Here is a 13,889-nt window from a genome sequence, read left to right on the forward strand (position 1 = left end):
ATGTTGTTTTTGACACAGGTAAGAGAGGTTGTCGTGAGCGAAGTAAATATCCCATTGTCTTTTTCTGATGCAGCAGCTACCCGCGTACAAACGCTAATTGCTGAAGAAGAAAATCCAGAACTAAAACTGCGTGTATACATTACAGGTGGTGGTTGTAGTGGTTTCCAATACGGCTTCACATTTGATGAAAAAGTAAATGATGGCGACACTACCATTATAAACAGCGGTGTAACGCTGGTTGTTGACCCAATGAGCCTACAGTACTTAATGGGCGGCATGGTTGATTACACTGAAGGCCTAGAAGGCGCACGCTTCTTTGTTAATAACCCGAACGCTACAACAACATGTGGCTGTGGTGCTTCATTCAGCGTATAGCTTGAACTGAAAAAGCTGAAGCTACATTAGAAGTACTGTAAACGCCGAACCTATGTTCGGCGTTTTTGTGTTTATAGACTCCTCAAAAAACCGCAGCAAGCTAAGTCTCACGGTCGACCGTTTGGCTTTTTCTCCGAAATCAGTATTTACCTCGATATTTAACCTATTATTTTTCAACGCATTCCCTCTATTTTTAGTACATGGCATATTTTTTAAACTGTCGATAGTGTCCAACTTCGTTTGGTTTTGGTCTGTTAAGGTTATCTCTGTGCATATGGAAGTTGCACATAACAGTGTTGAGCCAATTAGCGCGCCTTAATTACATCGGACAAAAGGATTTGTTATGCCCACTCTATTTCCTAACTCGCCATTTTTTCAGAAACTTAAGCAGCCGTGGCTGGTTTCGCTGATTCTAGTGATGTTGTTGTCTATCTGGCTTGGTTTAGGAGTGGGACAAGCGGAAGAGTCGCCTGAGAAAAAAGCGACAGAGATTCCGTTGGCTAAGGTTTCCTTTCAAACATTCAGCTCATCACCGACCTTCAAAACGATTGACCTCTATGGACGAACGGCGCCCGACAGGCATGCCCGATTAGGAGCGGAAGTTGCGGGTAAGGTCGTCCGGCTGAATGTTGTTAAAGGCGATACGGTTAAAGCAGGGCAAGCCATTGCCCAGATTGATAAAGGCGATTTAGAAATCCAGTTGGAGCGAGCATCTGCGTTATATCGTTTGAAACAGAAAGAATTTAAAGCAGCGCAGTCTTTGAAGAAGAGAGGGCTGCAAGGCGAGATTGCCTATACCACCGCAGAGGCTTCACTAACGGAAGCAAAGGCCATGAAGCGCAATGCGGAATTGGCTCTAAAGAATACAGTGATTACCTCACCTTTCTCGGGAGTGGTTCAAGATTTGATGGTGGAGCTCGGTGATTTCGTTGGTGTTGGCGATCCTGTCGCTGGCGTGATTGATCTCGATCCTTTGGTTATTGAGGCCGATGTTAGTGAGCGTCATATCCAGCATTTGTTAGTCAATCAAGCCGCTTTGGTCCGTTTGCTAGGAAGAGAAGAAGCGGAAGGGCGTTTGCGTTATGTGTCTCGAATTTCTTCTGCCTCAACCAATACCTTCCCAATTGAGATTGAAATCGATAACTCAGATGGCCTGTTACCTGCTGGTGTCAGTGCTGAAGTCACCCTCAATCTAGAAACGAGAGACGCTATCAAGGTGACACCTGCCATGTTGGCACTAGATGAGGCGGGTAATCTTGGGGTCAAAACTTTGGTTTCAATTGATGACTCACCAATCGTGAAATTTGTCGGTATTCAACTGGTGAAAGCTGAGCAAGATGGCGTGTGGCTCACGGGGTTAGGTCAGCGTGTCGATATCATCACTGTGGGGCAGGGTTTTGTGCGTGATGGTGACTCGGTGATTGCTGTTGAGCAAGGTGCTGAACTCTCTAACGTAACAACTGAGTAGGAGATAACCGATGTATTCAATTATTGATGCAGCCTTGTCTCGTGCTCGAACAATGCTCTCCCTTTTGGCGTTAATTCTTGTCGCCGGTGTCGTTACCTATATCACGATACCTAAGGAATCGAGCCCAGACATCACCATTCCAATTATCTACGTTTCAGTAGGGCACCAAGGGATCTCGCCAACCGATGCGGAGCGTTTATTGGTAAGACCTATCGAGCAAGAGCTTAGGTCGATTGAAGGCGTAAAGGAGATGACGGCAACCGCAGCAGAAGGTCATGCCTCTGTTGTGTTGGAGTTTAATGTTGGCGTTGACCTCACCAAAGCAATGGCGGATGTGCGCGATGCGGTTGATCTTGCCAAACCAAAACTCCCTGAAGACAGTGATGAACCGACGGTCAATGAGGTGACACTCGCGTCTGAGCAACCTGTGTTGTCAGTGGTTCTGTTCGGTACTGTTCCTGAGCGTACCATTGTGCAAATTGCGCGAGAGGTTGGAGATAAACTAGAAAGTTATCGTCAGATCCTTGAAGTCGACATTGCAGGCGATCGTGATGACATTGTCGAAATCATTGTTGATCCTCTGTTGATGGAGAGCTACAGCCTAGATCAAGCGGATATCTACAACTTGATCGCTTTGAATAACCGAGTGGTTGCGGCCGGTTTTGTGGATACGGGGTATGGGCGTTTCTCCGTCAAAGTTCCTTCGGTGTTCAACTCTTTAAAAGACGTACTTGAGCTGCCGATCAAAGTCGATGGTAAGCAAGTAGTGACCTTTGGCGATGTAGCGACTGTTCGTCGAGCATTTCGAGATCCAGAGAGTTTTGCTCGTTTAGATGGTAAATCAGCGGTTGTCTTGGATATCAAGAAGCGCGCGGGTGAAAACATCATTGAAACCGTTGAGCTCGTGAAGGCGGTGATGAGTGGTGCTCAACAGCAAGCTGAATGGCCAAATAATCTATTGGTCAAATACACTTGGGATGAATCTAAAGATGTAAAGATCATGCTCAACGATCTTCAAAATAATATCTTATCCGCCATCATTTTAGTGGTGATTGTTATCATCGCTATTCTTGGTGTTCGAACCGCGTTATTGGTCGGAATTTCAATTCCTGGATCATTCCTTACCGGGCTACTAGTGCTGTCTGTATTCGGTTTAACCGTCAACATTGTAGTGCTGTTCTCTTTGATCATGGCCGTTGGGATGTTGGTCGATGGCGCGATTGTGGTGACCGAGTTTGCCGACAGGCGAATGCAAGAAGGTGAAGGACGTAAAGCCGCTTACCGAGATGCAGCTAAGCGCATGGCATGGCCGATAACAGCGTCTACTGCGACAACGTTGGCGGCATTTGCTCCGTTACTGTTTTGGCCGGATGTGACGGGCGAATTCATGAAGTTCTTGCCATTAACGTTGATTGCGACCTTAACCGCATCATTAATTATGGCGTTGTTGTTTGTGCCAGTATTAGGCGGTTTGATTGGCAAACCTCAATACGTATCACCCCAAAGCCAAGCGCGAATGGTGGCATTGCACAATGGTGATTTCTCACAGGCGACTGGTTTAACCAAGGCTTACTACCACACACTTTCGATTGCGATTAAACACCCATTTAAGATTCTCTTCAGTGCGATATTACTCGCGGTTGCGGTTGGTTTTACTTATTCAAAAGCGGGTCTAGGTGCTGAGTTCTTCCCAGAAGTTGATCCGCCATTCTTTAACGTCAAAGTTCGTTCCCATGGTGATCTATCCATCCAAGAGAAAGATGTCATCATGCGCGATATTGAACAGATGATGCTAAATCATGACGAGTTCGATACCGTTTACACTCGTACTGGTGGTGACGACCAAATTGGTTTGATATCGATCACCCCTGTGGATTGGCAATACCGTCGTAGTGTTAAGGCGATCATTGATGAATTAAAGGTGCAAACCGATCAATACGCAGGTGTTGAGATTGAATATAAGTTTCCAGATGCAGGACCTCCGGTTGAAAATGACTTAGTGATTGAGCTGTCAGCCAAAACACCGGATCAGCTCAATCAAGCGGCTAAGATCGTCAGAAGCTGGGCGGATGGAAATCAAGCGCTGACCAATATCAGCGACACTGCAAGCAAAGACGGTATCGACTGGAAGGTGGATATTCGCAGAGACGATGCCGCGCGTTTTGCAGCAGATGCGACCTTAGTGGGTAATACCGTTCAATTCGTCACTAACGGATTGAAGATTGGTGATTACCTGCCTGATGATTCATCAGAAGAGGTCGACATCTTGGTGCGTTATCCAAATGACAAGAGAGATATCGGGCGCTTTGACCAGTTGAGAGTGAAAACGCCAGCAGGCTTAGTGCCGATTACCAATTTTGCTCAGATCGTTCCAGACCATAAGCAGGATACGATTAAGCGTCTTGATGGAAAGCGTGTGGTGAACATCATGGCGGATATGGAAGAGGGCTATAACCTTGCCCTCGAACTGCCAAAGATCGAACAGTCGCTGAGTGAGTTAGGGCTGCCGAGTAGCGTTGAGTTCCGTATCCGTGGGCAGAATGAAGAACAAGAGAACTCTTCAGCCTTCTTACAAAGTGCATTCATGGTTGCTCTTGCGGTAATGGCATTGATTCTGATTACTCAGTTCAATAGCTTCTATCAAGCGTTCTTGATTCTTAGTGCGGTGTTGTTTTCAACGGTTGGTGTGTTTGTTGGTTTGCTTATCTTCCAGCGTCCGTTTGGCATTGTGATGTCCGGTATTGGGGTGATAGCACTGGCTGGTATCGTCGTGAACAACAATATCGTGCTGATCGATACTTATAATCAGTTGATTAAACGAGGCTTGGATAAGCGAGATGCGATACTAAGAACCGGAGTTCAGCGTTTAAGGCCGGTAATGCTGACTACAGTCACCACCATTTTAGGCTTGATGCCGATGGTGTTAGAGATGAACATCGACTTGATTAATCAAAAGATAGAGTTCGGCGCGCCGAGTACGCAATGGTGGTCACAGCTTGCGACTGCTATTGCTGGAGGTTTGGCATTTGCGACGGTACTAACCTTGGTACTGACACCTTGTTTGTTGATGCTAGGGCGAGATAAAAAGCCTGAAGAAAGCCAAAACAATAGTAGTTAAAGTCATGGTGATTGAAGCAATCACGCTTAATCACAGCAACGGATTCTACGAAATAAAAAAGAGCGCCTTCAATAGGCGCTCTTTTCGTTGGGTTATGTAGTTCTTAACCTAATTGATCGCTAGTAACCTAATTGGTCGCTAGCAACTGGCCGTATCGCTCAAGGTTATTCAGTCGAATCTCTGAGTTAGCAATGAAGGTTGCTTTTGCTTTACCGGTTAACGACTTCGATTGCGGCAATTTCACGGTACGCGCATTTTTATGTACGCCATTGACCAAGAATTCATAGTGTAAGTGCGGGCCAGTAACACGACCTGTACCACCCAAAGTACCAATAGTTTGACCTTGTTTGACGCGTTGACCTGTTTTCACCATACGTCGCTTCATGTGCAGGTACTTAGTGATGTAGGTGTTGCTGTGTCGAATGAAAACGTAGTTACCATTGAATTGGTTATAACCCGACTTCTGAACAATACCATCACCGGCTGCCCAAATAGGTGTGCCAACAGGAGCTGCATAGTCAGTACCACGGTGAGCTCGAACCTTGCCTGTCACTGGGTGTTTTCTGCGTGGGTTAAAGTTCGATGTCACACGACGGAAATCAATTGGCGAGCGTAGGAAGGCTTTCTTCATCGCTCGACCATTCTCATCGAAGTAGTTGCCGCTCTTGTCATCGAGTACCGCGGTAAATGAATCGCCTTGGTTTTTAAACACAGCAGCCATGATTTTACCGCGACCAATCACTTCGCCTTCAACCACTTTCTCTTGGTACAAGATTTTAAAGCTGTCGTTCTTACGAATATCCAAAGCAAAGTCGATATCCCAACCGAAGATACCGGCTAGTTCCATAATTTGGTTTGCGGTTAAACCTGCGCTAACGCCTGCATTCCAGAAGTTAGAGGTAATGTTGGCTTCAGCGTAATTGTATTGGTAGGCAACTTCTTTCTTGTCGATGCTAGAGGTAAACGAATCGCCAGACTTAGTGATTTTGAAGCTTTCAAACGCACTAAGTTGTCGTTTTAGCTGAATAAGGTCGTTGTTTTCATCAAAACCAAACTGCAATACATCGCCAGGTCTTAGGTTAGACAGCTGCTTCTTAATATCATTATTGGTATTGAGTAGCGTGATCAGCAAGCGGTATGAGAGTCCAATACGTTCGAATAAAACAGAGGTGCTTTCGCCAGAACGAACGGTGTATTTCTCCCAATTAAGCACTGCCGTCGGCGGTGCGTCACTCGAGCTAACAAGTGCAGATGCATTGATAGTCAGTGGGTAATGTTTCCCCACCACTAAAGCGCCCGTATCGTCACGTAAACTGCTGACATCGGGGAGTAAGAAGATCGCGACGAAAATTACGGCACTAAAAAATGCGATAAAAGCCCGGTGCAAAATAGGAAGGCGTGCAAAAATAGACAACATGTTCCGGTTCGTTCTGTAAATATTATGAAAATCGACGACGGAATAGTGTAACTGGTTTCAAAATACATCGCTATTCAAGTAAGATGTCTAATTATTATATTTTTGCCAAATCTGTGGGAGTGAACAAGAATGGCGAGTATTGAAGCTGCACTAGCCGAGATCAAACGTGGCGTAGAAGAATTGATTCCAGAAGACGAACTGATTGCTAAATTAAAAGAAGGTCGTCCTTTACGCATTAAGCTGGGTGCCGATCCAACAGCTCCAGATATCCACCTAGGCCATACGGTTATCTTTAACAAGCTTCGTGCTTTCCAAGAGCTTGGTCATGAAGTGACATTCCTTATCGGTGATTTCACTGCAATGGTTGGTGACCCATCTGGTAAGAACTCAACGCGTCCACCGCTAAGCCGTGAAGACGTATTGAAGAATGCTGAAACTTACAAAGAGCAAGTATTCAAGATTCTAGATCCTGCGAAAACGCAAATTCGTTTCAACTCTGAGTGGTTATCTGAGCTTGGTGCAGAAGGCATGATTCGTCTTGCTTCTAACCAAACTGTTGCTCGTATGCTTGAGCGTGATGACTTTAAAAAGCGTTACGCTGGTGGTCAACCGATCGCAATCCACGAATTCATGTACCCACTTCTTCAAGGTCACGACTCTGTTGCACTAGAGAGCGATGTTGAGCTTGGCGGTACTGACCAGAAGTTTAACCTTCTAATGGGTCGTGAACTGCAAAAAGCAGCAGGTCAAAAACCACAAGCGGTACTAATGATGCCACTACTTGTTGGTCTAGACGGCGTTAAGAAGATGTCTAAGTCTGCGCACAACTACATCGGTATCAGCGAAGCACCAAGCGAGATGTTTGGTAAGATTATGTCTATCTCTGACGATCTAATGTGGAGCTACTACGAGCTACTGTCTTTCCGTCCACTTGAAGAAGTTGCGGAACTGAAAGCTGGCGTTGATGCAGGTAAGAACCCGCGTGACGTTAAAGTGCTACTAGCGAAAGAGATCATTGCTCGTTTCCACAGTGAAGCGGATGCAGATGCGGCTGAGCAAGAGTTCGTTAACCGTTTTGCTAAGAACCAAGTACCAGATGATATGCCTGAATTCGAATTCGAAGCTGGCCTGCCAATTGCGAACGTTCTAAAAGAAGCGGGTCTAGTAAACTCTACTTCTGATGCGATGCGTATGATCAAGCAAGGCGCTGCTAAGCTTGAAGGCGAGAAGATTGAAGACAGCAAGTTTGTACCTGAAGCAGGTACTGCAGTTTACCAAGTAGGTAAGCGTAAGTTTGCTCGTATTACTATTAAGTAATAACGCACATCAATAATTGAACAAAAGGCATCCACGGATGTCTTTTTTATTGACACAAAGTTGACGAAGTTTTTGAACGTGCATTGCTACACTATGCGCGCTGTCATATTGACAGTAATTCTGGAGATTTTTATGAACAATACCGACCATCCTCCTAGTTTGAATGGAGAAGAATAACCTGTCTCGGTGTTGATCTATTGTCCTGCCGTTCAGGTAGGGTATCTTTGTTTTCCCCCTCATTCTTTTCCACACACTAGATTCTAACAAGTAGACACATTAGCGCTTTAAGCTCTTTGTGCGCTTAGCTATACGCTCCTGATATACGGGCTATACGCTCTTGGTACACGAGTTAAATGTTCTTGATGTATTCGCTATAAGCTATTTGTTTTGATGGTCGTTACCTTTGCCAATCGGGAGATTCGCCATGACGGTAATGAACAACACTTTTTTATCTATTGAAGCTCTGTACTCAGAGAAAGACATCCAAGCTGTATCTAATGCCTTTCAACAGTACGGACGTGAGCAACAAATTAACCTTTTGAACCGTATGCCGCTTGAAGATGCGGTGTTAGTACTCGGGCAATGCTCTCTTAGTACGATTCAGACTTTACTTAGTGAGCTAGAAGAGCAGGGCTTTGAGAAGCGCTCTCGACATCTAGCTCACCAACTAGGGCTGATCTATTCAGAGGTTGAACCTCAACAGGGTTACCTTTCAACTGGAGTGCTTAGCCATGTTAGGCAGCGTATCGGTTGGATTATTGCCTTAGCGCTGCTGGGTATTGTCTCTGGGCTTATCATTGCTCAGTATGAAGACATTCTTAGCCAACTAGTACTTCTGGCGATCTATATGCCAGTAATCGCTGCTGCGGGTGGCAATACAGGCACACAAGCGGCGACTTTGGTCATTAGGGCCTTAGCTACAGGGGAGTTGAAGAAACGCCAGTGGGCGAACGTTCTTTGGAAAGAATTTAGAGTTGCTATCTGCTTAGCACTTGCGATTGCCTTGGTGATGATAGGCCGCATATTACTGTTCAGTGATAACCAATCAACGGGTGGTTACGACATTAATATGATTGCTTACGCGATTGCTGTCGCTCTGTTTATTCAAGTGACAATATCAACCGTGCTAGGCGCTGGATTGCCGATTGTTGCTCGGTTATTCAAATTAGATCCTGCGGTGCTGGTGAGCCCAGTACTGGCTTCGATAGTGGATATTTCAGGGATGTGGATTTATTTTACAGTCGTTAACTCATTCCTCGGTATCGCTTAGCTCCTATTAAAATAGGCACCTATAAAAATAGCTAAAAACACCTTAGAAACAAAAATGGCGCTGAAGATTCAAGATCTTCAGCGCCATTTTTTATTATCTAATTAACAGCCTTTTACAAGTCAATCGCTATTGAGGTTTGCTCTGTGTTTGACTGAATTCAACTACATCTGTGTAGAAAGCACGTTCAAACTGGGTAATAGGTGCTTCGACTGGTCTGTCAGGATCTGGCTTTTCAGGGAAATAATCACGAACAAACTGCACGAAGATCGAATTTGGATTACCTGATTTATCTAAACCAAACCCTGCCATGTTGTAACTGCCGTATAGAGAGCCGCTTTTAGCAATGATGTTGCCTTGAATCGGTGTTTTTCGCATGCTTTGACGATACTTAAGCGTTCCATCAGTGCCTGACGTTGGCATCGCATCAATTAGGTTGAGTTGTTGATCGTTTTCCCAGATATAACGAAGCACCTGTGCCATGGTCTGCGAGGTCATGCGATTATTCCTCGATAACCCTGAGCCGTCAACCAACTGAGCTTTGCTTAGGTCAATGTTGGCCCTGGTCAGTAATATCTGCTTTATCGCTTCGGTGCCGTTATTGAAACTACCAGGCTGGACATAAAACGTTGCACCCAGTGTTTTGGTGAGGTTGTCCGCGATTAGGTTGTCAGACTTCTTCAGCATGGTATCGAGCAGTTCAGGAAGCTTTTCAGAATGGTGGCTCGCGACTAACGTTGCTTTGTTTGCTTTAACTTTTTTACCCACAATCACATCGCCATTAACTTGAATTTTCAGCTCTTTAAGCAGTGAGGTCACGACTTGGTAGCTATAAAGCTCTGGATTTTGAATCGCGAACTTGAGCGGTAGTGGCTTCTTACGCTCTACTAAGCAACCAGAGAGCTTGTAAGCGTTGTCTGGAGTCGTTATGAGCTCTAAGTCGCATTGTGTGGCCTTCTGCCCTGAGCGAGTTACGGTGGCTGCGGTGGTTGTCACGTCTATTGGATAATGAGCTGGGATATATACCCGTGTCGAACCGTTATCTTTCGTATAAATAGAGGCTTGTGCGCAGTTGCTGTCTAAGGTCATCGCGCTAGAAGGCGCGCTGTAACAAACGCCTAGAATGTCCCAAGGCCAACCAACCGCTCGTTGATAGCCCGTATAAGCCGAGTTATCGAGGTATAAGTTGCCCTTGATGGTTTTAGATTGCGACTTAGCGTATTGAGATAAAAGGCTTTTTAGGTGTTCTCTTTGTAGCGTTGGGTCACCGCTGAATGAGATCATCACATCTTCATTAGAACGAGCTATGCCGGTTGTGTAGTGAAAGTTATCTCCTAACTCCAATTTAGCCGCCAAAGCCGTAACCAGTTTTAAAGTGCTGGCTGGTGGGTAAAAGCCATCAGTGTCGGTATGCATTTCATTTGAATCGCCACTTAGTGATTCCAAAATGATACTTGTGCTGCTGCCGTCGGGCAGTTTATCAAGAGGGGCATATGCGAAAGCGTTAAGTGAGAAAAGACTAATGAAAAAACTACATAGAGGTAGAGTGGGTAGAAGGCGCATAGAAGATTTTCTTGGATGGCTGATGTTTTCAGTATACAGATATAAAAAACGCCCGCTAGATAGCGGGCGTTTTGATTCTCAATTAACTAATTAAACAATTAGATAATCAGAATTAGAAGTCGTAACGTAGACCTAGAGCTAGCTCGTCTTCAGCGTCAGCAGAGCTTGCTTTGCCGTTAACTAAGTCAGTGCTACCGATCTTGTCGCCTTCAGAGATTAGGTTGAAGTTGTACGATACGTAGCCACGGAAGTTAGGCTTGAAGTAGTACGTTGCATCGATTGCGATGTTGTCTGCAGACGTTTCGCTATCAGTTTCAGCGTTGTTGTACGTAGTTGAGAATACAGTTTGACCTAGAGTGTAAGCCGCTGCTAATTCGTAACCAGTGTAGTCAACAGCTTTGTCTGTGATTGCACCTGTAGTTTGCTTTTCACCGTCTGTGAATACACCTGCGAAGTACAGGTCAGAGATAGCGTAAGAAGCTGAAAGCATGTACTCGTTAGATTTATCTTGGTCTGCGTAACCAGCACCTAGCTTAGCACCAGTCTCGCCGATTGCGTAGATAGCAGATAGAGAGTAACCATCTTTACCGTTGTCAGTGAACTCACCGTTAGTTTCTTCACGGTCAGCAAAGCGGTAGCTTGCTTTCAGGCCTAGGTCTTGGAATTGACCTTTGTAAGAAAGCATGTTGTCTGAACGGTCAGCTACAGCTAGTTTGTCTGCAGCAGAGTTACCGTGGTATGCCATGATATCTGTGAAGTCAGTGATTACGCCTAGAGCACCTTCGTTCTTACCGTAAGTTACTTCACCGAATGTACCGCCTAGACCAGCGTACGTGTAACGGTTAGTGATATCACCATCGTTGTTATCAGTAGCGCCGCCGTTTTCAGCCGTTGTGAATTCGCCTTCGTAGAAACCAACACCGTATAGGCCGTCTTGGATTTCAACTTTACCTAGGAAGTTAAGACGGATACGTGTTTTGTCTTCAGCTTTGCCATCTTTTAAAGATAGACGAGCTTCAGCACGGCCGCCCATTTCAACAGAGTTACCGTCTTGGTTGTATAGTTCTGCCGCGTTAGCGCCAGTAGCAAGAGCTGCAGCAGATACAGCAAGCGCGATCATAGTCTTGTTCATGTTATTAATTCCTAATTACTGTCCATAAAGGTATTTATCAAGGATTTGAATCCTTTTTGTGTATTGCTCGTATTAATCAAGCTTCATAATCATGCTTAGAACAAAAGCGTGAAACTTGCCAGAGCAATTCATGGGGTACTTTTTACCCCTAAAGTTCCATAGTCAGTTAGTAAAATGATATCAATAAAAATAGTGAACACTGTTTTATTACATTTACTGTTACTTAAGTTGTTGTTTTAATTTTGTTTTTATAAAAGTGTGATCTGCGTTTATTTGGTTTGTTTTTGTTTTTTTTAGGTATTTATTTGCTGACTTATTGATGGGGAGGTTAATATTCATTTTTGTGATGTCTGTAATTTAGACCTAGATAAAGCTTTTATAATACAAAGTGGAATAAAGGTGATTTAGCCATCAAGTTTGTTTACACTAAGCCAAATCGTTTTGTTTCTATCACCCAATAAGTATGTTGGGTGGATTTATGTTGGCCAAAGAAAGCTTTGGCATAGAGGTAAAAAATGGAAAAGGTTCCAATGACAGTACGTGGCGCTCAGAAGCTACGTGACGAATTAGATCGCCTACTTAAGCTACGTCCTATTATTTCAGCAGCTATTGGTGAAGCACGTGAACTAGGTGACTTGAAAGAGAACGCTGAATATCACGCCGCTCGTGAAGAGCAGGGTATCTGTGAAGCTCAAATTCGAGATATCGAATACAAGCTATCGCTAGCTCAAATCATCGACGTAACTCAAATGGATAACACAGGTAAGGTTATCTTTGGTACTACGGTTACTTTGATTGACGTAGATACTGATGAAGAGTTCCGTTACCAAATCGTTTCTGAAGATGAAGCTGAAATCAAAACAGGTCGCATTTCGGTGAAATCACCGATCGCTCGTGGTCTTATTGGTAAGATGGAAGGTGACGAGGTTATTATCTCTACACCTGGCGGCGATAAAGACTTCGAAATCGACAAAGTAGAATACATCTAATTGAATTTACTTTGGTTCTAATAAGTAAAAAGGTCGCTAATGCGACCTTTTTCGTTTCTCACGCTACACTAAAAGATAAGCACAGTGGCTTTCTGATTGCGGAGCTAGCTTGAAGTCAAACTAACTTATTTGCGTGGAATCTCGATTTTACGTGCTTCAGACTGACGGAACAGTACAAGAACTTTACCGATAGTTTGTACTTTCTCAGCTTTAGTTTCACGTACAATTGCATCGATAATCAGTTGCTTAGTCTCACGGTCTTCTGATGCAACTTTAATCTTGATCAGTTCGTGGTGGTCTAGAGCTAATTCGATTTCCGCTAGAACAGCTTCAGTAAGTCCATTTGCGCCCATTAGCACTACAGGTTTTAAACTGTGAGCTAGGCCCTTTAGATGCTGCTTTTGTTTGGTACTTAGGTTCATTACGCGGCCAATTTTCTTTAGTATTAGGGTTGAAAAAACCTATTTTAACGCCATCTAATGCTGAAGACTATAATTTATTCAGCAATTAGTACTTTCCTCCAATTTAGGTATCCAATGAGTAAACAGAAACACTCGGCCAGTTCAGGCCGTTGGTTGAAGGAACACTTCGACGACAAGTACGCAAATGAGGCGAGAAAGAAAGGCTATCGTTCACGTGCTTATTTCAAAATGGAAGAGATTCAAGCGAAAGATAAATTGTTGTCTCCTGCGATGACCGTTGTGGATTTGGGTGCAGCTCCTGGCGGTTGGTCTCAATATGCTGCTAAGATTATTGGTGACAGTGGACAAATCATTGCGTGTGACTTGTTACCTATGGACCCAATCGCTGGAGTGAGCTTTTTACAAGGTGATTTCCGCGAAGAAGCAGTATTGGAAGCGTTGTTAGACCGTATTCAACCTAATATGGTTGATGTGGTTATGTCTGACATGGCACCTAACATTGCGGGAAATAACTCAGTAGACCAACCAAGAGCTATGTACTTGGTTGAATTAGCTTTGGATATGTGTCGACAAGTTCTAGCTACCAATGGTAGTTTTGTTGTTAAAGTATTCCAAGGCGAAGGGTTTGACCAATACGTTAAAGATGTCCGTGAGATGTTTAAAACGGTTAAGGTCAGAAAACCCGACTCTTCTCGAGCTCGTTCTCGTGAAGTGTTTATCGTAGCCACTGGTTACAAAGGTTAACGATTCTGTTCGATTTTGAACCGTTAACAATATAGCTACAGGTTACAAACTGTAGTACCCTACCTTTAATTACAATT

Annotated in this window: 11 protein-coding genes; 7 read left to right on the top strand and 4 right to left on the bottom strand. The window is 44.3% G+C overall.

Going from position 1 to position 13,889, the window contains the following annotated elements; translation table 11 throughout:
• The first annotated feature begins 33 nt into the window (after positions 1-33).
• From erpA to BCT49_RS20180, 3 genes are all read left to right on the top strand, one after another.
• Entirely contained in the window at positions 34-375 is a 342-nt protein-coding gene (gene erpA, locus BCT49_RS20170) for an iron-sulfur cluster insertion protein ErpA (RefSeq protein ID WP_102437809.1), read from the top strand.
• 343 nt (positions 376-718) lie between these two features.
• A complete protein-coding gene (locus BCT49_RS20175) occupies positions 719-1,843 on the top strand; it encodes an efflux RND transporter periplasmic adaptor subunit (RefSeq protein WP_102437742.1) in 1,125 nt (374 codons plus the stop codon).
• A 10-nt stretch (positions 1,844-1,853) separates the two neighbouring features.
• A complete protein-coding gene (locus BCT49_RS20180; RefSeq protein ID WP_102437744.1) occupies positions 1,854-4,961 on the top strand; it encodes an efflux RND transporter permease subunit in 3,108 nt (1,035 codons plus the stop codon).
• A 127-nt stretch (positions 4,962-5,088) separates the two neighbouring features.
• On the opposite strand, the gene BCT49_RS20185 is transcribed toward BCT49_RS20180, so the two are convergent.
• Positions 5,089-6,378: a peptidoglycan DD-metalloendopeptidase family protein gene (locus BCT49_RS20185; RefSeq protein WP_102437746.1), complete on the bottom strand. Its 1,290-nt coding sequence runs from the start codon at positions 6,376-6,378 to the stop codon at positions 5,089-5,091.
• A 129-nt stretch (positions 6,379-6,507) separates the two neighbouring features.
• Between BCT49_RS20185 and tyrS the strand changes: the two genes are divergently transcribed.
• The gene (gene tyrS / locus BCT49_RS20190; protein WP_017633272.1) at positions 6,508-7,695 is read left to right on the top strand and encodes a tyrosine--tRNA ligase; all 1,188 of its coding nucleotides are present in this window, start codon (positions 6,508-6,510) and stop codon (positions 7,693-7,695) included.
• A gap of 424 nt (positions 7,696-8,119) precedes the next feature.
• Positions 8,120-8,965, top strand: coding sequence for a magnesium transporter (locus BCT49_RS20200; protein WP_016768990.1), 846 nt, complete (start codon positions 8,120-8,122; stop codon positions 8,963-8,965).
• A 126-nt stretch (positions 8,966-9,091) separates the two neighbouring features.
• On the opposite strand, the gene dacB is transcribed toward BCT49_RS20200, so the two are convergent.
• Both dacB and BCT49_RS20210 read right to left on the bottom strand, forming a co-directional pair.
• Positions 9,092-10,525 carry a serine-type D-Ala-D-Ala carboxypeptidase gene (dacB, locus tag BCT49_RS20205; RefSeq protein WP_102437748.1) on the bottom strand — a complete coding sequence of 478 codons (1,434 nt, stop codon included), beginning with the start codon at positions 10,523-10,525 and terminating at the stop codon, positions 9,092-9,094.
• A 112-nt stretch (positions 10,526-10,637) separates the two neighbouring features.
• Positions 10,638-11,657: a porin gene (locus BCT49_RS20210; protein ID WP_102437751.1), complete on the bottom strand. Its 1,020-nt coding sequence runs from the start codon at positions 11,655-11,657 to the stop codon at positions 10,638-10,640.
• Positions 11,658-12,172: 515 nt separating this feature from the next.
• Here BCT49_RS20210 and greA point away from each other — a divergent pair.
• On the top strand, positions 12,173-12,646 hold the full coding sequence (gene greA, locus BCT49_RS20215; RefSeq protein WP_017079993.1) for a transcription elongation factor GreA: 474 nt from the start codon (positions 12,173-12,175) through the stop codon (positions 12,644-12,646).
• Positions 12,647-12,771: 125 nt separating this feature from the next.
• Here greA and yhbY read toward each other — a convergent pair whose 3' ends face one another.
• Positions 12,772-13,068, bottom strand: a complete 297-nt coding sequence (gene yhbY / locus BCT49_RS20220; protein ID WP_004738252.1) for a ribosome assembly RNA-binding protein YhbY — start codon at positions 13,066-13,068, stop codon at positions 12,772-12,774.
• A gap of 114 nt (positions 13,069-13,182) precedes the next feature.
• On the opposite strand from yhbY, the gene rlmE reads away from it, so the two are divergent.
• Positions 13,183-13,812 carry a 23S rRNA (uridine(2552)-2'-O)-methyltransferase RlmE gene (gene rlmE / locus BCT49_RS20225; RefSeq protein WP_017106934.1) on the top strand — a complete coding sequence of 210 codons (630 nt, stop codon included), beginning with the start codon at positions 13,183-13,185 and terminating at the stop codon, positions 13,810-13,812.
• The last annotated feature ends 77 nt before the right edge of the window (positions 13,813-13,889 follow it).

Source organism: Vibrio lentus (assembly GCF_002875945.1).
Taxonomy (GTDB): Bacteria; Pseudomonadota; Gammaproteobacteria; order Enterobacterales; family Vibrionaceae; genus Vibrio; species Vibrio apostichopi.